The sequence below is a fragment of the Halomonas citrativorans genome, assembly GCF_014898005.1.
Lineage (GTDB): Bacteria > Pseudomonadota > Gammaproteobacteria > Pseudomonadales > Halomonadaceae > Vreelandella > Vreelandella citrativorans.
The window spans coordinates 1-26135 of sequence record NZ_JABUYX010000033.1 but is presented as its reverse complement, the minus strand read 5'-3'; the positions used below and the strand labels follow the sequence as shown (position 1 = coordinate 26135).

Annotated in this window: 13 protein-coding genes and 2 pseudogenes; 11 read left to right on the top strand and 4 right to left on the bottom strand. The window is 51.6% G+C overall.

The window, feature by feature from the left end; genetic code table 11:
• The first annotated feature begins 14 nt into the window (after positions 1 to 14).
• The 6 genes and pseudogenes from INT20_RS16875 (at position 15) to INT20_RS16850 (ending at position 11888) form a co-directional block, all read left to right on the top strand.
• Complete coding sequence (locus INT20_RS16875; protein ID WP_319643866.1) at positions 15 to 4685, top strand: SDR family NAD(P)-dependent oxidoreductase; 4671 nt, start codon at positions 15 to 17, stop codon at positions 4683 to 4685.
• Between the two features lie 49 nt (positions 4686 to 4734).
• Positions 4735 to 6318, top strand: coding sequence for an aminotransferase class V-fold PLP-dependent enzyme (locus tag INT20_RS16870; RefSeq protein WP_192536189.1), 1584 nt, complete (start codon positions 4735 to 4737; stop codon positions 6316 to 6318).
• Positions 6305 to 9337, top strand: a complete 3033-nt coding sequence (locus tag INT20_RS16865; protein WP_192536190.1) for a type I polyketide synthase — start codon at positions 6305 to 6307, stop codon at positions 9335 to 9337. Before INT20_RS16870 ends, INT20_RS16865 begins: the two co-directional genes overlap by 14 nt.
• A 20-nt stretch (positions 9338 to 9357) precedes the next feature.
• A complete protein-coding gene (locus tag INT20_RS16860) occupies positions 9358 to 10599 on the top strand; it encodes an MFS transporter (RefSeq protein ID WP_192536191.1) in 1242 nt (413 codons plus the stop codon).
• 99 nt (positions 10600 to 10698) lie between these two features.
• Positions 10699 to 10837, top strand: a pseudogene (locus tag INT20_RS18420) (helix-turn-helix domain-containing protein); the annotation flags it as partial.
• A gap of 532 nt (positions 10838 to 11369) precedes the next feature.
• Positions 11370 to 11888 (top strand): 4'-phosphopantetheinyl transferase family protein, encoded by a 519-nt coding sequence (locus INT20_RS16850; protein WP_192536193.1) that lies wholly within the window; start codon positions 11370 to 11372, stop codon positions 11886 to 11888.
• Here INT20_RS16850 and INT20_RS16845 read toward each other — a convergent pair.
• Both INT20_RS16845 and INT20_RS16840 read right to left on the bottom strand, forming a co-directional pair.
• On the bottom strand, positions 11843 to 13561 hold the full coding sequence (locus INT20_RS16845; protein ID WP_193057363.1) for an alpha/beta fold hydrolase: 1719 nt from the start codon (positions 13559 to 13561) through the stop codon (positions 11843 to 11845). The two genes, INT20_RS16850 and INT20_RS16845, sit on opposite strands and share 46 nt — an antisense overlap.
• The gene (locus INT20_RS16840; protein ID WP_192536195.1) at positions 13542 to 16691 is read right to left on the bottom strand and encodes an AMP-binding protein; all 3150 of its coding nucleotides are present in this window, start codon (positions 16689 to 16691) and stop codon (positions 13542 to 13544) included. Before INT20_RS16840 ends, INT20_RS16845 begins: the two co-directional genes overlap by 20 nt.
• A gap of 279 nt (positions 16692 to 16970) precedes the next feature.
• Between INT20_RS16840 and INT20_RS16835 the strand changes: the two genes are divergently transcribed.
• From INT20_RS16835 to INT20_RS16820, 4 genes are read left to right on the top strand one after another with little or no spacing between them, the layout of a single operon-like run.
• On the top strand, positions 16971 to 18407 hold the full coding sequence (locus INT20_RS16835; protein ID WP_192536196.1) for an MATE family efflux transporter: 1437 nt from the start codon (positions 16971 to 16973) through the stop codon (positions 18405 to 18407).
• A gap of 28 nt (positions 18408 to 18435) precedes the next feature.
• On the top strand, positions 18436 to 20622 hold the full coding sequence (locus INT20_RS16830; protein WP_192536197.1) for a TonB-dependent receptor: 2187 nt from the start codon (positions 18436 to 18438) through the stop codon (positions 20620 to 20622).
• A 34-nt stretch (positions 20623 to 20656) separates the two neighbouring features.
• Positions 20657 to 22492, top strand: a complete 1836-nt coding sequence (locus tag INT20_RS16825; RefSeq protein WP_192536198.1) for an ABC transporter ATP-binding protein — start codon at positions 20657 to 20659, stop codon at positions 22490 to 22492.
• Complete coding sequence (locus tag INT20_RS16820; RefSeq protein WP_192536199.1) at positions 22489 to 24258, top strand: ABC transporter ATP-binding protein; 1770 nt, start codon at positions 22489 to 22491, stop codon at positions 24256 to 24258. Before INT20_RS16825 ends, INT20_RS16820 begins: the two co-directional genes overlap by 4 nt.
• A gap of 59 nt (positions 24259 to 24317) precedes the next feature.
• On the opposite strand, the pseudogene INT20_RS18430 reads toward INT20_RS16820, so the two are convergent.
• Both INT20_RS18430 and tnpA read right to left on the bottom strand, forming a co-directional pair.
• Positions 24318 to 24477, bottom strand: a pseudogene (locus INT20_RS18430) (IS30 family transposase); the annotation flags it as partial.
• A 439-nt stretch (positions 24478 to 24916) separates the two neighbouring features.
• On the bottom strand, positions 24917 to 25333 hold the full coding sequence (gene tnpA / locus INT20_RS16815; protein ID WP_192536200.1) for an IS200/IS605 family transposase: 417 nt from the start codon (positions 25331 to 25333) through the stop codon (positions 24917 to 24919).
• A 21-nt stretch (positions 25334 to 25354) separates the two neighbouring features.
• Between tnpA and INT20_RS16810 the strand changes: the two genes are divergently transcribed.
• Positions 25355 to 26065: a hypothetical protein gene (locus INT20_RS16810; RefSeq protein WP_225734486.1), complete on the top strand. Its 711-nt coding sequence runs from the start codon at positions 25355 to 25357 to the stop codon at positions 26063 to 26065.
• Positions 26066 to 26135 lie beyond the last annotated feature (70 nt).

Genomic DNA, 26135 nt, shown 5'->3' with positions numbered 1-26135 from the left:
AACGCGAGCAGCCGATCGGTGCACATCAGAACTTTTTTACACTGGGTGGCCACTCCCTCATGCTCGCTCGACTGGCTAGCCGCTTGCGCATCGAGTTCAAGGCGGATGTGAGCATGGGTGAACTGATGAATGCAACAACTATCGCCAGCCAGTCAGCACAGGTAGAAAAAAATATCAGCAATACGGCGGATATTCTTCCCCTGGTAGAGCGCCCCACTGTATTCCCGTTAAGCGAGAACCAGCTGGGGTTGTGGACATACCAACAAAGCCGCCCCGATGCAGCCAGCTACAACATGACATTCGTACTGCGAATGCACGGTTGCTTGAATCTGCAGCAGTTTTCTGTCGCACTGAATCTGCTGGTTAAACGACATGAAGCCTTACGCTATCGCTTTGTTGAGCAGCGTAACGAAGCTGGCCTGGTCGAACCCGCGCTCAAAATAGAGCCGGATGTTTGGCTGATGCCAGAATATCGGCGCATCAGTGGCGATCTGCAAGAGGAAAGCGAGATCGAAGCGGCGCGGCTATCGGCACAGCCATTTGATTTAGAGCAGGGGCCCCTGCTGCGCGTCTCACTTTTACAGGCAGAGCAGGACAGCTATGCCTGCGTGCTGAGTATGCATCATATAATTGCCGACGGCTGGAGTGTGGGTGTTTTATTGCAGGATCTTGCCATTTTATATGAAGGTCGTGCACCCGATGAAATGGCTTTCCAATTGGTTGATTATGAGGCATGGCGCCGCAGCTGGCTGGGTGACGTCGAACGACAGCAACGGCTGGCTTCATTCTGGCATGACTATCTGGCCCAATTGCCGGGCAGGCTCGAATTTTCTATCTTACCGGACTTGCCTGACGGCGTGTCGGTTTACGAATCAGCTACGCTCGTTCAGACACTGGACAAGCAATGGGCTACGGTGCTTCCTGAAATATGTAGACAGCGTTCGAACGAAATTTATGACGTCGTCCTGGCCGCCTTTTCGCTGGCTTTGCATGAGCTCACCAAGCGACAGGATTTGGTGATCGGCACAGTACTGGCTGCACGCCATCTGCACCCGGAACTGGAGAAAATGGTTGGCTTTCTGGCGAACACCGTGCCGGTCAGGACTGCCGTGGATGACACAATGCCCTTGCAGGTGTTTTTCGATGGCGTGGTCGAACGGCGGCGACAGGCACTGCAGCATCAGGATATTCCCTTCGGTGCACTGCAAAATCTGCAGCGCGGCAGCGATCCGCTAATTGAAGTTTTGTGCATTCATCAGAATGTGCCTTATGCAGGGTTCAGTCTGCCAGGGGTCCAATGCGAGGTCGAATCCGTTCAGGTTGGAGAGACCAAATTCCCCCTGAATCTGCAGACGCTGCACGATGGGGAAAAACTGGTTGTTCACTTTGAGTATGCCCGCGCGTACTTCGCCGAAAGTACGATCATGCGCATGCTGGCAACGATGCAGCGGTTTTTGAGAATTTATTGCGACACATTGCTGGAGCATAAAACGGTTGGCGATCTACTGTTGGCGCCCTATGCGTTGACGCGTGGTGGGGCGATTAGGTTGCCGGAGTCGCGTCCGCGCAATCTGCCACAGGCATTGGCACGAACAGTCGAAAAGTACCCGGATCACGGTATTACGATTATTGATGAGCAGGGCACGGAGGTGCTCACTTATGCCCGTTTAGATCGGCTTGCACGCGACTATGCTGGCCGACTGAATCGTGCTGGGGTCAATGAAGGCGATCCTGTCATTCTAGTGGCAGGGGGCATACGCCATTATCTGATAACGCTGTGGGGAGCTATTCTGCTAGGGGCCATTCCCGTGACGGTAGCTGCGCCGATCGGCATGGATGCTCAAGCGTGTCTGGACAAACTCGAGGCTACATGGGAAACGCTGGCGCATCCACTCGTGATCGCCCCGGCTTGCGACCCCAAGGTATGGCGTGTCTTACTGAGAGAATGTCCAGGCTTTCGGATTGTTGATCCCAGGCAACTGGGCGAAGCGCCTCCTGTGACGCTGGCTGACCCTCAGCCTGAAACAACAGCGTTTTTCCAATTGACAGCTGGAAGTACGGGACGCTCCAAATGTATTGAAGAAAGACACGAGGCAGTACTGGCGTATATGGAAATGACTAGCCAGGCACGGAATTACGATGCTGATCAGCGCACGTTGAATTGGCTTCCGTTCGATCATATCGTGCCTATCCTGACTTTTCATTTGCGCGACATTTATCTGGGGCGTGATCAGGTTCACGTCGACACCGGCTATATCTTGCAGCAGCCCTTGCGCTGGATGCAGCTCATGTCTGACTTGAAGGTGACGCATGGATGGGCGCCGAATTTCGCATTTCATTTGGCTGTCCAAGCGCTGGATGCCGTTGATTCTGACTCATCCGTTGATCTTGGACATGTACGCGAGTTGCTGAATGCGGGTGAGATGGTAACGCAAGCGACTCAGGATGCGTTTCGCCGGAGCGCGGGTCGTTTTGGTCTTGCGCCAGAGGGCTTGGTGGCCAGCTTCGGAATGGCCGAATGTTGTACTTGTATTACTTACGCTACGCCCCAGGAACACGAAGTCCGTTCTGATAGCCTGTCCCTGGCTGGAAACGGTATGCAGGTAGGCGCCAGCAGTTTTGCCTCTCTGGGCAAGGTCATACCTGGTATGGATATTCGGATCATAGACGACAACTGTCAGTTGCTGCGTGAATACCAGGTTGGAAAATTTCAGCTAAAAGGCTTGTCGCTCATGCGAGGCTATCACAACGCACGAGAAATCAATGACAGTGCGTACACCCATGACGGCTGGTTTGATACGGGGGACAATGGCTTTATAGCCAACGGCTGTCTGTATTTGACCGGACGGGAAAAGGAAGTGCTCATCGTCAATGGTATCAATTACTTTTGCTTCGATCTGGAAGAGAAGGTGCAAAGCGTAACAGGCATCATGCCTACATATGTTGCTGCATTAAGCTGGCGTGATGTCGACCAGGAAGCGGTGGCGATCTGCTATGTTCCGGTGGAGGGTACAACCAGTACGCGGGCAATTGATGATCGTATTCGAGATATACTGGTGCGCGAGACTGGTCTGGTGCCGAAAAAAATCGTGGCTCTTGCGCGACACGGTTTCCAGAAAACGACCAGTGGGAAAATCCAGCGGGTCCAGATGGCACAAAAATTACTTCAGAATGCGTTGCCGCGTTATCAGGATTCCGGTCAAGCAGTGCCCTTACGGCAAGCGTACTGGCAGACATGGACGCCGCCTAAGCAGCCCGACGAAATGCAGTATGCAGACATTGTGGTTTGGGAGGCGGACGCATCGTTTGATATGCAGCAACTCCCTGGATGTCTGCGCGACCTATCCCGTCAATTTGCCGCGACATCTGGGGTGCATTCTCCTACCCCGACCCGACTGCTCAGGGTGATGTTGTCCGAAAAGCCGCAAGGCCACTACTGGGGACTGTTCGGACTGCTGAACTCCTACTGCGCGGAGAATCCCGGTTGGAAAGTGCAAATGATACAACGTTCATCCGCTGCGGATGCGGCTTCTGAATGGCCAGTACAAGCGGGTTGGTTTCGACAGACTACCGAAGGCTGGGCGTGCCTGACACTGGGTGAGGCGGCTGCCGTCCAGATAACAGCAACACAACCGCAAAACGTTCTCATTACCGGTGGTGGTGGCGCGCTAGCGTGGCTATTAGCGCAAGACTACGTTGAGCGCGGCGCCACGGTATGGCTGTTGGGCCGTTCGGATGCCCCGCCATGGCTGGACGACGGGCAGCCTCAAGCGCAAATGCACTGGATCCGAGATGACCTGAGCATGGTCAGGCAAACCTCGCAGCGACTTGAGGAGGCGCTGCCTGAAGGTACGACATTCGATGTTATTTGTCATTTGGCGGGAACTATGGAAACGGGGCTGTCTTCGCAACTGGAAGACAATGCGTTGATTCGCACCATGCGCGCCAAGGTAGAGGGACTGGAGGTTTTGAGGAAGGCACTGAAAATGAGCCAGAAATCGGCGCCAGCTCAGTGGGTGCTTTACGGGTCTGTGGTTGCCGCTTGCGGTTTCCCTCTCTCGGGTGCCTATGCCTATGCGAATGGCGCATTGCTTGATATGGCGCATTCGATGCGAGCGGAGGGGGAGCAGGTTTGCTGGCTGGGATGGAGTGCATGGCGAGGTGTGGGCATGTCACGCAACGGTCTGGACGCGGGCCAGCTTGCCTCTCACGGATTGCATTTGCTTGAACCTGAACAGGCACGGTTGCACCATTGGCGTCTTGCGGGAACGAACGACGATTTCTTCATCGGTATCGAGGGTCTGGCCGCCCTTCCAGGCGTGACGGTATCGCCATCGTTAGGTGACAAGTCTCCGATACTGTCGATTAGCGAATGCAGGGAAAGAATCGAAAACGCCCTTAAAGCTGTACTTAGTTTGGAAAAAGTTCAGGCGGATGACCATTTTTTCGATTTGGGTGCGACGTCGATTTCTTTGGTGCAAATACAACGTCATTTGAGGGAACGAGGGCAAATAACATTGGATGTGGCAGTGCTGCTCCAATACCCCACAGTGACGCGACTTACCCAATATATGGCGCAGGGCGAGTCAGACATGCAAACCGTGACGTTGTCTGCCAGAAAATCAGATGTGCGCCGGCGTCGGACAGCACGTTCGAGCGTAAAGACGCCAAAGCGAGGACAATGATTTTGTCGAGGCCAGAGCCCCTTATCGTTTATGAATAGAGGAATTCACCATGGACATGACTTTCGATTTGAATGCACAAGCCAACAAAAATCGCAATACTGATGGGACAACGGAATTCCTTCGCGCCTTGTATCGTTCTGATGATAATGCGGCAATTAGAATGCGCGTAGATGACAGTTGTGATCGGTTTTTGAATGCATCAGATGCATCAGATGGTAACTCGATTTTCGACATATGTGCCAAATTTAAACATTTCGATATGCCCAGAGAGGGTATTTCTCTTGAAGCCTATCTGACCTCCCTTGAGCGCGATGTTCTGCCGCACTGTTCGCACCTTGCATCGCCACGTTATCTGGGCCATATGACCGCACCCATTCCGCAGTTTCTACCTGAAATCGGACGATTGATCCAGACTCTGAACCAGAACGTGGTCAAGATGGAGACAAGTCGCGGGCTCACGTTTCTGGAGCGACAGGTTATCGGCATGTTTCACCGCGAAATCTACCGTGGAAGCGATGTTTTCTATCAACGTTACTTACAGACACTCTCCTCTACGCTGGGCATTTTCACCAGCGGCGGCACACTGGCTAATATATGCGCGGTATGGACGGCGTTGCAGCGCGCTCAAATGAATACGCCGATTGTAGAATCAGACCGGTCGGCAGCAAAGATCCGGCCAGTTATCATTGGTTCCGAATTGATGCATTATTCGTTTGACAAGGCCGCTGAACTTCTAGGTGCCGAATTGTACAAAGTCCCAGTTGATAACCAGTACCAGATCAATCTAGGCGCGGTTGCACAAGCCATTTCCAGCTGTGAATCAGAAGGGCGCCGCGTCATATGTCTGGTGGCTGTCGCTGGATCGACGGACTATGGAAGTGTTGATCCGTTGCGTAAGCTGAGTGAATTAGCCAAGCGGGCAAATGTGCACTTCCATGTGGATGCGGCCTGGGGCGGGGGGCTAGTGTTGAGTGAAAGTAACCGTTATCTGCTTGAAGGCATTGAATTTGCGGACACGGTAACAATTGATGGGCATAAGCAGTTGATGCTGCCCATCGGTTGCGGCATTCTTTTTTTTCGCGACCCTGAATTATCCGAAATCACCATGCATCACGCGCCCTATGCGGTGCGGCCAACCTCTTTTGACCAGGGCAGGTTTACGCTGGAAGGCACGCGCCCCGCAACGGCGCTGTACTTGCATGCAGCCATGCATGTGATCGGTAAAACCGGTTATGACGTGTTATTCAGTGACTCGATGGCCCGTGCGCGCTACATGGCGCAGGCCATCGAGTCGCGCCCTGAGTTTGAATTAATTGTGGCGCCAACAATGAATCTACTGGCTTACCGCTACCTGCCTGAAGAGTACCGCAATTGTACGCTCTCCGCAGAAGACAATGAGGAGATTAGCGCCTTCAATGTCTCGTTGCAAAAGTTGCAACGTCAGAAAGGGGACAGTTTCGTGTCAAGAACTTTCCGGCCTGTACCACAGTACCAAGGTCAGTCTTTGACGCTGTTGCGAGCTGTGCTGCTCAATCCCCTGAGTACTGCTGCGGACATCGATTTCCTGCTGAATGACCAGGTTGCCATCGCAACACAGATAGACGAGAAGGAACACGGGCATGCACAGCAATGATATCGCCATTATCGGGTTGTCTGGTCGCTTTCCGGGCGGTCTGGACGTGCGAGGCCTATGGAATCGCCTCAGAAATTCTGAGTCCTGCATCAAGGGTATTGCACCGGATGCCCTGCGTGGGACGACGCACGAGAAGCATCTTGACGACCCGAACTACATCTTTCGTTGTGCAGTGTTGCCGCAGCCAGAATTGTTTGACGCCGATTATTTCCGCATGAATCATGCCGAAGCCATGATCACGGATCCGCAGCAAAGGGTATTTCTGGAGGTGTGCCACGAAGTCTTAAATCACTGTGGTCTGCCTGATCCGGAAAGCCAGGATATTCGTACTGGCGTGTTTGCCGGAACCAGTGTGAGTATTTACCTGTTGCATAATATCATGGGTTCCACCCAGTTTGCCAACCGGGACATTATGCAGATCCTGATGGGAACCGATAAGGATTTCATTGCGACCAGGGTTGCCTACAAGCTGAATTTGCGCGGCATCTCAATGACCATACAGTCGGGGTGCTCGACATCTCTTGTTGCGGTTCATCAGGCATGCCAGGCTCTACTGAATGGCGAACTCGATCTGGCGCTGGCAGGTGGTGCAACCATTACCGGGCTGGGAGAGGTTGGGTATCTGTACACGCCGGGTGGAGTCAGGTCCTCAGACGGCAGGTGTCGACCCTACGATGCGGATGCCGATGGCACGATATTTGGTGATGGCGTGGGAGCTGTTGCTCTGTGCCGACTGGAAGATGCACTGGCCAATGGCAGTAAGATTTATGCGGTGATCAAGGGCAGTGCAGTGAATAACAATGGCGCCGATTGTGCCGGGTTTGCTGCACCCAGTGTGAGCGGCCAGGCTCAAGTCATACGTGATGCCTTGCATAACGCCGATGTACGCGCCGAAGACGTGGCATTCGTTGAAGGGCATGGAACTGCAACTGCTCTGGGCGATCCGATTGAAGTACAGGCCCTGACGCTGGCGTATGGAACCTCACAGCGACAATATTGTGCACTGGGTTCAGTCAAATCCAATGTAGGCCACCTGGATGTGGCCAGTGGCGTTACAGGCCTCATCAAGGCCACACTGGCTTTGCATGATTGCTGGCTACCCGGGACGCTCAATTTCACACAGCCGAATCCGGCGCTGGAACTGGAGCGTACGCCATTTTTCATTTGTAATACGGGCGCGGCGCTTCCCCGGCACAGGCCGTTACATGCCGGCGTCAGTTCGTTCGGCTTCGGTGGTACTAATGCACATGTAGTTCTTGCGACGCCACCTCGCCGGACTTCTCGGCCATCCCGTCAGGACGCGCTTCTTTATTTGTGGTCAGCCCGTTCGAATACAGCACTGGATCGATACATTGAGACAACCCAGCAAAAGGTCGCGCAGGATCCTTCGATAGACCGTGGGGACGTAGCTTACACACTCGCTCACGGCCGGACACGATTGAAGTGTCGTGCTGCCTTGGCCGGGAACGATCTGCTCTCTCCACAAGCTGGCACAAACCTTGTTCGTGGCCAGTGTTCTGATAAACCGGTTCGGTTAGTTATGCTATTTCCCGGACAAGGCAGTCCATGGAGCAACGTTGCTAAGGACCTGTACCATCGGCACCAGGGGTTCCGCGATGAAGTAGACCGTCTTAGCGCTGAGTTCTCGCCTTTTCTCGGCACGGATTTGCGTCGCTGGCTGTTTCCGCAAGAAGGTGATCGTGTGCAGGCGGACGAATATGCTCAAATGACGCGTTGGAGTCAGCCTGCCCTGTTCGTACTGTGCCTGGGTTTGCGTAGGGTGTTTCAGGAAGCGGGTCTACACGAACAGGTTGTGGCAGGTCACAGTCTTGGCGAATTGATTGGTGCATACGCTGCCAATGCCTTGCCGAAAGCGGAGGCTGCCCGCGTTCTCGATGCACGAGCACGGCTGATGGAAGCGACCGGCTCCGGCGCCATGCTGGCACTTTCCCTGCCGCGCGAGCGGGTCGAAGTATTACTGCATGAGGAAGCAATTCATGCAGATCTGGCTGCGGTAAACGGCCCAATGCAAACAGTTATCTCAGGTTCAAAATCTGGAATAGACGCAGCGATGTCCTACTGTAAAACACATATGATCCGCTGTCGAAAACTGCCGGTAAGCCGGGGCTTTCACAGTTATCTGATGCAGAAAACTCTACCTGAGTGGCGTGAAACGCTCGATTTTGAGCCCGGACCGCTTACTGTCGCGTTGGCCTCGAACGTAAACGGAAGGGTTTTGCCAGTAGGACACGTATTAGATGCAGACTATTGGGTGCAGCATTTGCGTGGGACAGTGGATTTTGCAGGTGGCATTACTGACATAATGCATCAGGCGCAACAGCAGGGCGAAGAGCCGGTATTTCTGGAGGTTGGTCCTGGAAACGCAATGGGCACTCTAGTTCGCATGCACTATCCCTCGGCGTGCGTGATTTCCTGTACCGATCAGAACGATCAGATCACCCATGATTCCGTCATGAAAGCTATCGGTGCAGCCTGGGTAAAAGGCGTGACGTTTGATTTGAATTCAGTCATACCAAAGGGCAATGTGGTTGATCTGCCGGTACCTGCGCTGGATCGCCATGCCTTCTGGATTACTCCCGACGAGGATTCGCAGAACAGACCCGAAAACAGCGCAGCGGCTCCCGACCCGGCCCGCAGTCGACCACCTCAAACCGAATCTGGAATAGACGTGAAAGAAACCATGTTGCAAACATGGAAAAAAATCATCCTGAATCAGGACATCACGGTAGATGACAATTTCTTTGCGCTTGGGGGCGATTCGCTGCAAGCACTTGAGATCAGTCGTGAGCTGGCAAATAGCGGGATATCAATCAAGCCCACAGACATTCTGAAGACGCCGGTGATGAAAGACCTGCTTGTGCAATTGATGAGAGAGGCGAAACAAAGGTGCGTTTCTGAGACTCCGGTCGAATGTTCCACAGTGCAGCCAGCCCAGATGAGTGACGACGAAATGCAGTCCATGCTCCGGCAATTGGGTATGCATGTGGACGTAAATTGAGCCAACAATTGGAAGAATGAATGAGCAACGAAGCTTCTCACACTCAAGCTAGCAAATCCACGGCAACCATTTTGCTCTGCCTGTTTTTGACAGTGATGATGGATCAGGCTGGTGTCGTATTGATTGCGCCTTTGATTCCGGCCCTGCTTGAATCCATCACTGGTGACACCCTTGCACACAACACCGAAATTGCTGGTTGGCTTGTAGGAACTTACGGACTTATGCAGTTTCTCTTCGCACCAATCATGGGGTCCTTGTCAGACAGATTTGGTCGACGTCGTGTATTACTGGTCTGCTTTGCCATCTTTGTCCTTGACTACCTGATTTTTGCTATTGCCGACAGTATCTGGGTATTGTTTCTTGGCCGCGTTATTGCCGGCATCACTGGCTCATCGCTAGTCGTTTCTATGGCAAGTATTGCCGATATCAGTGAGAAGCACAACAAAACTCGCAATTTTGCCTATATGTATGGCGCCATTGGTTTGGGTATGATTGTGGGGCCGGCGATCAGCAGCGTAACCGTTGGCTACGGACTCAGGGTACCGTTTCTGGTGGCGGCACTCATGTGTGCATTTTGCTTTTTCTTTATCCTGTTTGGATTCCGAGAGCCGCTGAGCGACGCAAGCCGGCGTCCTTTCAAAATAGCCAACCCAATGAATTCCATCAATAAGTTTAGAAAATATCCAGGTATGTCCTGGCTGTTTTTGACCCACTTCTGCATATTGCTAGCGTTTCAGGCACCGCTGGTCTTGTGGGCGTTCTTTACTAAATACCGTTTCTCCTGGAATGAGCAGCAAATTGCTAACTCTCTGGTTTTGATTGGTGTACTCATGGTTCTGGTGCAGACAGTGGTCGTGGACTTTGCCTATAAAAAATTGGGTAATCGAAAGTCATGTTTTGTCGGATATGCAATGTTTGGAACGGGCATGTTATTGATTGCTGTGTCAGTTCATCCGTGGTTCTTCTATCTGGCGCTCATTCCATATACGCTTGGGTCTGTCAGCAATGCGGCGATCAACAGCATTTATTCAAATGCGGTGCTGCCCTCCGAGCAGGGCGAAATACAGGGTGCTCTGGTATCTATTGCAAGTGTGGCAAATGCAATCGGTCCGATAGTCGTCAGTTATCTGTATAGCGTTGGCGTGCAAAGCACTTGGACCTATGGAGATGCGCTTCCATTCATCGGGGCCAGCCTGTTGACTGCGTTGAGTGGATGTTTTTTTTATCGAGGCAGTTCTACACTTGTGCGATCAAAGTCTTAATTGATTGCATTTAATAAAAATGCGGAAGACTCGCAGAACAATGAGTTTGGTCGCAGAAGCTGGGTGCAATACCAGACTCTTCAGCTATGGTCTTGCTCCATGTCCTACGTCGAACTCAGTATTGAAGAACGTGTCACTCTCCTGGTGGGCCGTGGCCAAGGCATGAACCCGAGGCAAATTTCCCGGATCTTGGAGCGAGCTCCATCTACCCGTTTCCCGTGAAATACGCCGTAACCAGGCTGAGTTTTCAGGTATCGTTTTGGAAGCTGTTGCTGGTTTTTTTTGGTGTAAGCCCCTGAAACCTTAATACTTTAAGCTACTTTCATTTATACCACGTGAGACATTTAGGTTAGAATATAGCAGCCCAGGCTATTAATATAAATTGCAACAAGTCTTCATTAAAATTAGGTTGTCATTGTGATAAATTCAATAAAAAAAGCCGCCATATTCAAGATGCCTATTTTTACTCTATGGGACCGCAAGACGACTAGTATGTATTTATGCAATTTTTGAAGGAGATGGATGCTTATTTTGTATTGACGCATCCACTTGGGTATGCTTCCGAATCTTTGATGCCTGAGCGTATTGTTGCACCTTGGTACGATTTACTGTGTGCATCGGAAAAGCAGCGAGCTCACGCATTTCGTTCCGATACATTGCGACGTGACTTCATTATAGCGCATGGCCTATTGCGCATGTTTCTAGCCTGGACAATGCTAGAGCCCGATCCGAGTAAGCTGCAGTTTGTTGTGTCAGCGAGGGGCAAACCTATGTTAGATCCTTCGGTGCATCACCAGGCGCCTGAATTTTCTCTTTCGCACAGTCGTGCGCATTTGGCGATTGCTGTTGGCGCTGCCAAGTCAAGTGTAGGCGTTGACGTCGAGAGTTTGCCATTGGAGACGTATGTTGAATTGGCAGATACGGTGTTGGCCGGTCCGGAATACCTTATATGGGAAGCCGCGCCAGCAGATGAAAAGGCTACTGTTTTCCTGCGCTATTGGACTCGCAAGGAAGCCTATTTGAAGTTTACGGGGCAGGGCCTGGTCGATGATTTGCACGAAATAGACACTTCGCAAAAGATAGTCCGGGTAAACGGGCTAGGATCGGGGTGTCGGGTGTGTACGTTGGACCTTGCCCCTGCTAGCCTGGAGTGGGCCAGTAGAGGCGTGTCTGGAAGGTTGCCATCGTCGGTAATCGCTCTGGCGGGCGCTGTACCGCCGAAAGCACTGTTTCATTTTTACTTTCAGGCAGGATCCTTTGTCAGAGCACCAGCATTGGTGGTCTGCTGAATTGAATCGAACAGTTGCAGCATGGTTTGATCGGAAGGATAGTGCGAGTCCTGTTCCTGTACGATGAGTGTTGCATTGGGCAGCAGGTCTACCATGGCCTTTACACTTGAGAATGGAACTTCGGAATCGTCTTTGGCATGCCAGAAGGTCATGGGTAGATTTAGCTGCGTTTGGTCAAGTCCCCAGGGCTGGTAGATTAATTTACACTCGCGGGCCATAGGCAGGCAGTTTTGCTGCAACTGCCATTGCAGCATGTCCAGATAGTCAGCCAGCAGAATCCCGCTTGCATGATATCGGGCATCCCAGGCAGGTGGTGCACTAGGGTCTAAGGAAGTTTGGTCTACGGTCTGTTGGAATTCACGAATGCCTTGTGTGATCAGGGTTCCCAACTCGGCCTCTGGTGTGTTTTGAGAGATATCTCGGTTTTGCTTCAAGGGCTCTTCAATCTCCAGGCCATGTTGTTCGAGAAGATTAATATCGGGAATGCCACTTAATATCCAGACTCCTGCAATGCGGTCTTGGTACCGATTTGCCAATGCATGGGCAAAAGGCGCGCCTGCACACAGTCCGATCACGCCAAATTTAACTATCTTTTCCTGCAGTAGCAGCGGCTGCACTATATCTGCGAATGTCTCCAGTCGTTTGATCTCAGGATCAAGATCTGAGCCATTGAAACCGGGCCTATTGATAGTAATTAGCGCAATACTAAAGCTGGCTGCAATTTCCTTTAGTGGTTTGGACAACGGGTAGGCACCTACTCCACCGTGTAGCATTAGCACCGGGAATCCATGGGCCAGCCCTTCAATACGGTAGCTGACGCGTAGCCCTTTCGCCGTGTGGTAGTGTTTTTGAGCGATGGTGCTTGCGGTATCACTACCCGTTATTTCACTACGTTCTCGCAGATCTATATGTTCGCAAATACGGCTCAACATGTCCTTCATGACATCCGTTTCGCGCAGGAAGAAGTGACCTCCGGGATAGCGGGTGTGACCTGCCCATCGGGTGCTGTACTTTTCCCAATTTTGCATCGCCATAGGCATATTGGTGTCGTCGTCGTCCGCGCCGCTAAAGACCAGCAGCGGAATATCGATTGGGTCAGGAGTTTCTTGCGACAACACATCGTTCATATGGAAGTCGTTGCGTATGATAGGCAAAAAGAAATCCATGATTTCCGTATTTTGCCGAATGTCGTCTGGCAGACCACTGTATTTCGTGACTTCATCAATGAATTGCTCGCGAGGAAGTTCATGGCGCTTACTATCCCGTTCTACATGCTCTGGCGGGGGACGTCCGCTTATGACAAGCAATATAAGTCGATCCAGCTGACCAAGTGCTTTCAGGCGAGCAACGATGCACCATGCGATAGCTGCGCCTAAGCTATGTCCAAACAGGATGAACGGCCTGGTGTCTGCGACGATGGCGGTAGTGATATCATCAACAATCTGATTAGGGCTGTGGGTGAGTGGTTCGTTTATTCGGGTGCCGCGGCCTGGGTATTCGACCGCCTTGACCGTCAGCCAATTAGGCACTGCCTGGCTCCACGCTGCATACATGGATGCGCTGGAACCCGCAGAAGGAAGGCAATATATGCAGCATTCTGCGGTTTGATCGTAATTAGCCAGGGGAAATAGATTGACAACGGATTGAGGGGAATCAAGCATGATTGTGTCCAACAGTTTTCTTTGACAATGTATCGTTTTGAGCGCCATCCAGATAATAGGCCAATTCTCCGAGACGTGGAAATTGGTAAATGATATCGAGCGGAATCTCAGGGCAAGCCAGTGTTTTTCGAAGCTTGAGCGCCGCTGCAGCGGCAAGTAGCGACTGTCCGCGATTGGCGAAAAAGTCGAAATGGCGACCAATATCCGCAACCGATATTTTGAACTGCTCTGAATACAGTTTTGCCAATACCTGTTCTGTTGCGGTTGTGCATGGTTCGAAGGCAACTTTTTGAGCCGTGTTGGTGATCTTCTTCTGCAGCGTCGCACGATCAATCTTCAGATTCCGGTTCAAGGGCCATTCTGTAATAAACTGAATGCTCGAAGGCAACATATGTTCAGGTAGATGTTTCTTTAGCATAGACCGTAGTTGGGTGTTGCTTTGTTGCGAAGCAGTGAGTCCACGGATAAAGGCATGTAGTGAAATGCCAAAAACTTGGTCATTGCTGGTGAGCACTATGGCTTCTCGTGCCTTTAATACTTGGCAAAGAGTGTGTTCGATTTCGCCCAGCTCGACGCGGTAACCGCGGACCTGTATCTGCTGGTCGTAGCGTCCGATGAAATGAACTAATTGGTTGGTGTCGATGTAGCAGTTGTCTCCTGTCATATAACCGCCATATCGGTAAGCACGGTCATTTGTATCGGGCCGATTCAGGTAACCGCCTCCCACACTGGCGCCGTGCAGCCACAGCTCACCAGACACACCACGAGGCACCACCAGCCCATCATGGTCACGCAGGGCAATGTCGACGTTGTCTACAGGCATGCCGATAGCCGTGTTGTGACCAGTTTCATGAACGGCATTGAACAGCGTGATAATAGCCGCTTCAGTCGGTCCGTACAGGTTGAAAAAACGTCGTGTTTCCCCCCACATTCTGGCGACCAGAGGGGGGCAGGGTTCACCGACAGTCATAAGTGTGCGCAGTGTTGGGACTACGTCGAGGGTTAGCGTTGCGGCCATAACCGGGGGTAGGCAGGCGCAACTGATCGCATGCTCTTTGATAAAGTGTTGTACCAAGTCAACGGATGTCTTCATCGTGTCCGGCAATATCTCTAGTGTACTACCGGCAGCGATAGCCAGGGCGGATTCAAGTAGCGATACATCGAAGTTAAGCGGCGCAAACTGCAATACTCGCTGCCCAGGGACATCCATGAGCCGGTCACAAAGATTCATGATGGCATGTACGCTGCGATAGGTGTTGATTGATCCTTTGGGCTGGCCCGTGGAGCCGGACGTATAGATAATGTAAGCTGGTTCGTCTTCGGGAATCTGTTGCGCTGGATCAGTGTTTGGTAGCTGGATGTCCGCAGATTGTGCGTGTAGCGCGTCGTAAGTAACTGTCCTGACAGGTGACGTCAACTGCAAAGCATGCAGTGTTTGAGTGTCGTTGACGATAATTGTTGAAGGGGCCGCATCCTCAATGATAAAACGCAATCGTTCCGGAGGATAGGACGTATCCAGAGGTAAATAGCATGCGCCGCATTCCAAGATGGCGAGCATGCTGCTTAACCCCCTCGCGTCGCGCGGTAAGGCAACGCCTATAATATGGCTGGGCTGCGCACGCAGATTTTTTGCCATGGTCCGAATATGTTGCGACAATTCGGCATAGGTAATCTCGCTGTGCGTGTCGCGGATAGCAACTATGTTGGGTGAATGGAGCGCATTATGATGTATTCGCTGACATAGAGTATCCCGACCCTGGTTGGTGGGGCCGGCCGGTGTGGGGTGAAGCCTGCTGAGGTGGTCGATTGCCTGCATAATCGTTGTTTCTGGTTTGTCAGCCATATATAGAAGCAGATTCTTCAGGTAATGCACCATGTCCTGTGCAATGCCAGGCTGCAGTCGATCGACATGATAGGAGAGCCGGATGTGTTGCAGATCACACTTGGCGACGGCTGGATAGGCGACCCGTTCGGGCGTTTCGTGATTGGTGACGTGCATGACGCTTTCGTCCGAGGTGTCGTTTCCACTGGTGTGGACGAAGCTGTCTGAAATAAGTAATGATTCAAATAGCGGGTTGTCGCTGCCGCTGGTGACATGATCTGGTAAGTGCTCCAGGATGCTTGTCAGCGGTAAAGCCGAATGCACCTGGTAGTCAACCATGTCGCTGCTTAGCGACAGCAAAAATGCCTGTAATGGTGTGTCTCTGTTTATGGTTGCGTTGATCGGGATTGTATTGATCAGCGGCCCCACAATACTCTGGCTGCCGGGCAGATCTAATGGACGTATGGAGTAAGCGCTGCCGAAAGTCACGTTTGAACGAGCGCAATAGACATGTAGAAGGATCAGCCATGCAGCACTGACAAGAATATTGCCTGTGATATGCGCCGATTTGCAGAAGGATTGCAAGCGCACACTTTCTGCCTGACTGAAAGTGTCAGTGAGGAAACGGTAGCGCTCGTCCTGACGCTTGCCTGCCGCGAGCGAACGGGGGAAGATTGTGCCGCTGTCGATCTTACTCAGGGCCTGTGTCCAAAACTGCTTTGCACTTGTGAAGTCCTGTTGCCGGATCCAGTCAATGTATACCTCAAAACCTGCCGGAACTGGAAGCTCAGGTTCCTTGCCCTCAATATATGCCAAGTATCCAAAGGCCATTTCTTCAGTCAGCAAGGTAAAAGACCAGCCATCCATGATCGCATGATGCATGGTGATGACAATATGGCGCCGTTGCGGATTTTCTTCAAGCACTGTTACGCGGGCCAGTGGCGCTGCGTCTAGTTTAAAACCCTTTTGCCCATCTTCTTCGATGAACTGTTGCAGTTGTTTGTCAGCGTGTGCCTTTGTGCCGGGAGCCAACGGTATACGTTCAATGCGCAAGTTTGCTTGATTAAGAACTACTTGCCAGATATCCGACTGGTTTTCCCAAACAAAGGCTGAGCGCAGGGCGGAATGCCTTTGGATCAACCACTGCCAAGTTTGCTCGAATGCATCCAGATCGAATTTTCCGTCGACGGATAAATGGAGTTGTTCGACGTAGAGCTGGTTATCTGTCTGCAATAACGAGCTGTTTAGCAATGCTTTTTGTAAGTCTGATGGTATAAACGTTTTCTTTACGGAAGTTTTTGCCGGTTCGATTGAAGGCATATACGACTCTCCGGAAGATAGCATGATTGACTGATCACAGACATGCCGTAGTCAGGATAAATGAAATTCTTTGCAAGCAAAAAATGCAGCTCGCAATTTGTTCGGGGCGGGCGATAACAACAAGAATTATATCATTTACACTTTTAATAGTATACTATATGATAATAGTTCGCATGTAGATTATCATTATCATCAAGCAGGTCTTATAGTTTGTAGAGGTTTTATACAATCTACTTATGATATGGGCGCAATGCTTTAGGTCTTACGGGTTGAAGCCTCATGACAAGTCAAACACAGATGTTAGGCGAGGAAGCGCCACTTAGCAGCAGTGTTCGGTATTCGGAAAAAGTGTTTGTGCCTCTGATGCTTTTGGCGGGGCCGATAGTGTTATCGATGCTGTTGCAGATGGCCAATAGTTTCGTTGAAACCATGATGGCAAGCCGTAGCGGTATGCAAATGCTTGGCATTATTTCAGTCGGGACACTGATCGAGGCTTTGCCTACGGCATTTGTTAGCGGTTTAGTATACGCGGTCGTGCCGGCGGTGAGCAGAATGAAAGGAGTGGGGGCCACTGCCAGCATCATGCCGTTTCTGTGCCAGGCGATCGTCGTGTCTGTGGGAATTTCGCTGGTTTTCGGCGCGCTCATTGTCGTGTTTAGCGAAAGCGCCATGATCATATCTGGCGTGACACCTGATCTTGCGGATGGGGTCAGGACTTATCTCTATTTCGTACCCTTGTTCATTTTGGGAAATGTGCTCTTCCTGCTGGGTCGCAACTTTGCTGAGGCTTTCAGTTACCCCTTGCTAGTAACCGCGTCGGTGCTGGCTGGGCTTGGGGTAAAAACACTGGTGATCTACGCCATCGTACTGGGACATTTTGGGTTCCCGCAAATGGGAGTCGTCGGGTTTGCACTGTCGAGTGTCGCTTACTATTCAACAATCAATGTGATTCTATTGGTGTTCAGCCTATGGCAGCACGAGATACGTTTGATCTGGAAAACCCCAGTGGGGCTAGAAGACTGCTCTGCTCGCAAGCTGCTGTTTTTTACAAAATCAGGCCTTCCCGTTGCATTCAATTTCGTTTCCGATTTATTTATTCTGAGTATCATGGGCGTTTCCATTTCTTCATTGGGTGTGCAAAGCATCGGGGCACATTCTTTGGCGTTCAATATCTTGGGAATAGCGCTGGTGGGAACCGGCGGTATGGCTATGGCCGCATCTATTCTGATCGCGCGGTCCAGTGGCAGTATGGATTCACGCGGGTTAATTGCCATGGCGGCCAAATGTTTGATTGTCAGCCTGTTATTAATGTTGATGCCGGCATTGCTTCTCGGCTTCTACCCGGAACCTATCCTGCAACTGTATGACCCCGACGCGGCGTTATTGCCGCTGGCGCGGCAACTGGCGCAGTTGCTTCCCTGGCTCCTGATGATCCTGACGACGACCACTGTTGCCGCATTTTTGTTGCGCGGTTTGGACGATGGCGTTGCGGTCATGCTGATTTACTTGGTCGTCTCTTGGTTGGTGTGGCTTCCTTTTGGTTATGTCCTGGCATTTACGGACATCCTGGTCCCGCGTATGGGCGCGGCAGGATGGTGGTACGCCTATCTGTTGAGCCAGTGTTTTCTGGCGATTGTTTTGTGCGCGCGCTTATCATGGGTACTGCGCAGGATTGACAATCGCGTGCCTGAAACTGTGGTGGTCAATGTGGTTTAAACCTTCATTTAGCGCATGGAATGAAACGATGGAATCAAAAATAAACAAAGGGGTGCTTCCTATCCGGGTGGCGATTTTAACCGCGTTAGGAGCAGGAGTAGGGATGGTGTTGCCCAATTCTGCGTCGGCACAGTTGCAGCAGGAATCAGCCGAATTACTGACCTCTTCGGTGCGAGCGTCTTTACCTCAACAGACTGCAACGCCCGTTGGCACGACGTCTGCCGGAACTGAGCCAGGGGTCGAAGCACTGGAGCCGATTATTGTTCAGGGATTCGGTTTTCATCAGGAGATTGCAAAGACCGCTGGATCGATTGCCGTTTTGCGTAGTGATGATATTGAAGCGATGAATCTGACGGAGCTATCCGAATTGAATGCGCGCGTTCCGGGCGTCACCTTGGTCAGCTCATTGACCGGCGGGCCCAAGTATCCCTATATACGCGGTATTGGTAAGTTCTCGGAAATTTTTGGTCGCAGCGTTGCGGTCAATATCGATGGCATTCCCCAAAGTCTGGTGGAATTGCAAAATCCGGCCATTTCAGGTGATGTCGAACGGATTGAAGTGCTGAAGGGGCCGCAACAAATTTTGAACGGGCACAATGGTCTGTCAGGTGCCATCAATATTTTTACCAGGCAGCCGCAAGAGTCCGAGGGCACCCTGGGTTTCGGGTTGGGATCGGACGGTTACGTCAATACAAATGCTCGTTATCATCATGTGTTTAACGAGGAATTTTCATTGAGCGGCGCATTTTCGATGAATACGGACGATGGCTGGCTGACCAATGTGCGTACCGGCAATACTACAGCGGACCGGGATCGTAAGAATTTTTCATTGACAGGTATCTTTACGCCTACAGATCAAACCAGGATTGTGGCCAATGCGTACGGCTACAATTACCGGGAGAGCGGACCGCTGCTGGTTACTGTCAATCCCCAAACCATGCGTCCTTACCAACATTACAATTCCTATGTGGGCGTGATTGGCGAGGAGCTGGACTTTGGAGAGTTGAGCCACGACACAGATGATTTCACTTACTCGCAAGTACGGGGGGCGAGCGTTGATATTCGTCATGATCTGAACGGAGTTGAATTCCAGTCTACTACCGGGTGGACGTCTTACCGTGATAATGGTTTGCTAGATGTGGACGGCGGTGATCACCCCTTACTGCAATCTGAAATGTCTACGAGTCAGGATAATCACCTGCTTAGTCAAAATCTTCGTTTCAGTAGCAATACAGATGCTGACCTGCAATGGATTGCGGGCGTGGATGGCTATTACAATCGTTATGATTCCACCAAATTAATATTGGGGATGGGTGATATCGATTATGGAACAAATCAGACACAACAAGGGGTGGGCATTTACGGTCAGATGCCATGGTCGCTCAATGAAAAGTTTGATCTCAGGCTGGGTGCAAGATATCAAATCGATAAAACATATGGTGTAGGAAAAGGATTTCAGGACGGAGAAAGCCTCTCTGTGACTGACAAGACGCTGTTGCTCTCGGGCGTTGCGACCTGGCACCTGAACGATCAGTCTCTGGTGTATGGTAGCGTAGCGCAAAGCTATTACCCGACCGGCATTTATGTCATTGACCAGCTTTCGACCTATCATAAGGAAGAAGGGGTAACGGCCGAACTGGGATTTAAAGGACGCTGGTTTGATGACCGTTTATACACTTCCGTGGCGCTTTACGAGTCCCGCTCGAGTAACCCCGTTTATACTCTGGCGTCGCCGTATTCCGTTTGGAGCGTGGACCAGCAGCGCAATCGCGGTTTTGAGGCCGAAGTCAATCTCAGGGTAACACCTGAGTTGGAGGTGGGCGCATCGTACAGCCGTTCCGATCCGGTGATTACCCGCTGGGATGATCATCCCGAACTGGAGGGCGTGCGACCGATGCAAGTGCCCTTAAGCCAGGCTAACGTGAATGCGACATACCGCCGTCATTTTCCGATAGGAAGTGTGACTTCACGCATTGATGTCAATCATATGGGTTCCCATTATGGAGATAATGCCAATACCTACAAGGCGAGGGGGTATACCCTGGCAGACCTATCAGTCGGGCTGGAGCGAGGTCCGCATGCCTTGACCATTTGGAGTAAGAATATTTTCAACAAGCAATACTATTCCCTTGTGTCATGGACAAACCAGTTTGAGGCCCAGGCTGCATATGGTCGAGGTCGCTCGGTGGGTATTAACTATAGTCTGAAATTTTGAATGATGCGAACACACAAGAGATGGTGATGTGGTAATGAAAAAAGACGAGGCGACGGATAGGAATAAACAACAGTCGACCCCCCCCGAGGGGACGCACAGCCCCGGGGTCTGGGAGCTGATCCAACCCATTCGAGCGCGTATGCGCTGGGTATATGCATGTTCGGCTCTCTCTACAATCGCCTCGTTGAGCACAGCACTAATTCTGGCATTTCTGATCCTGAATCTTGAAGAGAATGCGGTTACGCATGCGGGATACTGGATCGTTGCGATGGTTGCCTGCGTGGTACTTTCATTTTGTCTGCGCTTGGCCGCTTTCTACTTATCTCATCTGGCAGCGTTTCGTCTGGAAAATATCCTACGCAAACAACTGAGTGCGCACTTTGCCCGTCTTTCCAATGCGACGATACGAAAACAGGGAACCGGGGCAATGTCCAAAGTATTGGTTGATGACATCCGCGATCTACACGCTTTCGTGGCCGACACGACACCGATGTTTCCACGCGTAATGATTGCGCCGCTTTTCACATTGGGCTTTCTCGTTTGGCTGGACTGGCGGCTAGCCCTAGTGGTGATTGTGATTCTGGTGACCGTGATGCTTTATCTCAGACGGGTCGCGGCCAATAATAGCCAGGCTACTCACGTTTATGGAGAAGCCCGTGAGGAAGTGAATGCGTCGATTGTGGAGTTCATCCAAGCAATGCCGGTGGTGCGTACATTTGATGGGGGGCATTCGACGTTTAGTCGCTATCAGAATGCGCTGGACCGGTTCTCCGCGTTTGTGTCGCGGTGGTACCGCGAAGTGGCCAGTTTCGGCAATGTGCTGATGGTGCTGCTCAATCCGCTGTTCACTTTGACTTTTCTACTGTGGATCGGTGCCTTGTTCTACGGAGACGGAACGTTGGAACTTTGGCGCTGGGTGGGCTTTCTGCTGGTGAGTGCCATACTGGCGGAAACCATCTTACCCTTGCTGTTTATGCAATCGACTCTTCAGAAAATTGCAGAGCCGGTTGAGCGCATTTATGAATTTAACAACTTGCCGACTATCCGGGAAGTTGCTGCTGATAAGGCCAGCAAGCCAGCCGACTATAGCATCGAGTTTGACGGCGTTTCGTATGCCTATGACGAAGCCGGCGAGGCTGCGCTGGAGCAGGTATCTTTTAGTGTGCCGCAGGGCACAGTGACTGCGCTGGTCGGGCCTTCGGGTGCCGGAAAGAGCACGCTGGCCGCGATGCTGCCGCGCTTTCAGGATCCCGACCAAGGCGCTATACGGATAGGCGGGGTGGACATCAGGGATATGACGTTTGATGATTTGTCGCAAATCGTTGGCTTCGTATTCCAAGAGAATTTTCTTTTTTCAGGTAGTATCGCAGACAACATCCGATTGGGCAGTCCCGATGCGTCAGCCAAGGACGTGGAACAGGCAGCCAGAATTGCCCAAGCTCACGATTTCATTATGCCGTTGCCAAAAGGGTACGACACGCCGGTCGGAGAGCGTGGAGTATTTCTTTCTGGGGGTCAGCGCCAGCGTATTACAATCGCCCGAGCAGTATTGTTGGATCGACCGATTCTCGTGCTCGATGAAGCAACAGCCTATGCCGATCCCGAAAATGAAGTTGCTATCACGCAGGCGTTATTTGCATTGATGCGGTCACGTACGGTCATAGTGGTTGCACACCGCCTGTCGCTGATTCGTGATGTCGATCAGGTCGTAGTTCTAGAAAAAGGCCTGCTCCGTGAACGTGGGACGCACGATAAGTTGCTCGTCCAAAACGGATTGTATTATCGCATGTGGGAGCAACGTACGCGAGCTCAGGGCTGGTCAATTCGTCAGTCCTTTATTGATACTTCGGGCCAGGAGCCGTCAGTATGAACACAACCGAAATAGCCATGGAGAATCGCAGGTTCGCGCCAATACGAAAAACCTGGGAATCCCTGATGCGTACTGCGGGTGATCGGGCCCAGTCATTGCGGTCTAGTATCTTTAAATTAGGTTTGTCAGCGGTTCTGCAAGGTTTGGCGTTGGCTAGCATATTACCGTTGATTGACGCGCTGTGTATTACTCATGATATGAACAGTGCGCTGGTCTGGTTAAGCATTTTTACGCTTTGCTTTGCATTTTCAGCGGCGCTGCGATGGCGTGCCTATCATTTTGAGTTCCGTGGCGAGATGATCATGATTACGCAGTTTTTGCGTACCGAGCTTGGGCGCAAGATGCGTCAGATGCCGTTGCAGGATATTCAGGGCGCGCGCTCAGGAGAGTTGATCCATACGCTACTGACCAGTGTGGATAGTACTCTGTCCTATGTTCTGGGTGTGGCCAACGCGATTTTTACGTCGCTGCTCGTGCCGATTATCGTCGCTATCGTTTTGCTTGCATACGACTGGCGGTTATCGTTAGCGCTGCTGGCCGTTTTTCCAGCAATCGTGTTTTTCTACCACCGCAGAAGACCGGCCTTCGGTCAATCGGCGCGCGGCGTTGATGAAGCGCATAAGGCATTATATTCAGATGCGGTGGAATATATTCAGGGCTTGGCTATTTTGAAGGCAGTAGGGCAGGAGAGCGCACAGCGTCATCGCTTGCAGGCCCGATTCGACGATCTGGAAGCCATGCAGCGAAAGGATACACAACTGGGCTCCAGTCCTAATCTATTGATGACGAGCATGGTTGAGCTGGGGATGCTGACGGTGATGCTGCTTGGTGTTTATCTGGTGATGATCGGGCAATTGCCGTTGGCATTACTTGGCGCGTTTTTAGTTATTGTCATTCGCTTTGCCGAACCATTATCCAGTCTGGTGTTATACACCTATATGTTTGATATGCTGGAATCAGCGATGGGCGATCTGGATACCTTGAGAGCGCAGCCTAATCAGGTTGTGTTTGAACCGCAACAGCAGCCCCGGGATTATGGAATTGAGTTCAGCCAGATGTCGTTTCAGTATGCCAATAGCAATAAGGTCGGTTTGTGTGATGTCTCCTTATCTATTCCTGAACGCTCCATGACGGCTATCGTCGGGCCATCGGGGGCCGGCAAAACGACATTAATGAAACTAATGCAACGTTATGCAGACCCTCAGTGTGGGGCGATACGGATTGGTGGCGCCGATATCCGTCACATGAGCGCAGCCGAATTAAGCGGGCTTGTGTCGGTCGTTTTCCAGGATGTCTATTTATTTAACGATACGGTGCTGCACAACATTCATATCGCCAGGCCGTCGGCAACCCGGGAAGAGGTACAGCAAGCGGCTCGCCTGGCTAATTGTGACGAGTTTGTGCAGGCCTTACCGCAAGGCTATGAGACTATTGTGGGCGAACGCGGCGGGAATCTGTCGGGCGGAGAGCGCCAGCGTATCAGTATTGCACGCGCCATTCTCAAAGATAGTCCTATTCTTGTACTGGATGAGCCCACCGCATCTCTGGATGTAGAGAATGAAACGCTAGTGCAGGGCGCGCTGAATTATCTGGTGAAGAGTCGTACCGTCATAGTGATTTCCCATCGGCTGTCCACGGTGCAGGGAGCAGACAGGATTGTTGTGCTCGAAGCGGGACGTGTAACCGAGTGTGGTAATCACAATGCGCTGATGGCACGGCAGGGTACCTACTATCGTATGCAAATGGCGCAGTGTTCTACTGCATAGTCCGGTGAAAGCCGATCTGATGGAAAAAAGACCGGTATTTTCTTGTTTCAATCTTGGACTCAAGCAATAAGTGCAGCACCTGGGGTATTTAGAGCTTCTGAGCACTCTCCCAGTAACACTTGTGCCAGCATCCTATATAGCCAAGTCGTTTTCGCGGTCATTCAGCTTTTCGACCACCCGTCTCACCTCGGCATCGGTGACATGCCGAAAGTCCGTTCCAAAAACTGCTTTCAGGCATTCCTGATCGCATAGCACGCTAAATCATGAGTGATGCTCGACCTGTCACCACCGTCTACCGAGAAACTGATTCCCAGCGATCATATCCATCTGCGTGATCAACCTGTACGTCGATTCTCTCGACCTCGAAGCTCTTAGCTTTGAACGTGTGAGGCTGGCGACCGCACGCTCGGGCTACCATCCTACCGACATGCTGAGGCTCTAGCTCGACACCTGCAGCAAAGCCGCTGAGTGTATCGACATCAATCAAAGCGGCAAGCTGGAATTGGTACGCCTTCCGCATATCGAGGAAGCGCGAGTAGACGATATAGTAGAAGGGCGTCAGTAATAATGTCCATGCCAGAAATTCATGAACCAATCTGCCTTATCAAAATGCGCGAAAAACCCCGTACTTCTAATAGCGTGGGCCGCACAAGCGGCCCTAGGTAGGCCTGCTCTGCTGTTCAATGTATTGCCTCACGATAGAAATAGGCGCCCCGCCAACGCTGCCAGCAAAATAGCTAGGGCTCCAAAGGGCGTTCTTTCTGTAAGCAGTCTGGATTAGTTCAGGGTGGTACAGCTTCATCTGACGGCTGGATACACCTTTCAAACTGTTGACCAGCCGAGACACCGCCACCTTGGGTGGGAAGTTGACCAGCAGATGTACGTGGTCTTCCTCGCCATTGAACTCTTCTAGATCTGCCTCGAAATCTTTGCATACATCGCGCAATATCCTTTCCAGCGTGGTGAGTTGGGTTGCGTTAAACACCTTGCCGCGGTACTTAGTGACGAAGACCAAATGAGCGTGCATAAGGGAAACGCAGTGGCGACCTGTTCTGATAGCTTGTTTGTTGTCCATAGACCAAGTATACTCTAAGGCATGAAACAGACCAAGACCCTCAAGGTCAGAGTGAAGGACAAACACGCATCAGAGCTGAACCGCATGGCTCGTAGCGTGAAGAACTACTTGAACGAACTGTCATCCCGAACCATTCGGGAGAATGGTCTGTTTCTGTCCGCCTACGACATGCACCCCTATACCAAAGGTGCCGGCAAGGACCTCGGCCTGCACAGCCAGACCTTGCAGTGTGTTGCCGCCGAATACGTCGTCCGTCGCAAGCAATTCAAGAAGACTCGCCTACAGTGGCGTAAGTCTCGGGGTGTGAGACGCTCACTTGGCTGGATTCCGGTCAATACCGGCGCGGCCAAGTGGAAGAATGGGCAGGTATTCCACAACGGCAACCATTTCAAGGTCTGGGATAGCTACGGCCTGTCGAAATACAAATTCCGCTCAGGATCCTTCAACGAAGACAGCCTGGGCCGCTGGTACTTCAACGTCGCAGTTGACGTAGAGGTCAAGCCATCTACTGGGCAGGGAGCTGTCGGCATCGACCTTGGGTTAAAGGACGTAGCTACCTGTAGCGATGGCTCCAAGATGGAAGAAGGTCGGTTCTATCGTGACCTTGAGCTGATGAAAACAGGATTCCGTGCCGCCCTGATCAAGGTAGAGCAGCGATCAGCTTACTACGAAGCGTTGGATACTGCGCACTATACCAGCGATTACGATCCTTTCGTTGACGCTGCTTTGTGACAGCGTGGAAAACAGCTTTGAGCTTTACGGGTGGGCGCTGGTCACTGATGTGCAATTGGATAGCAAATGA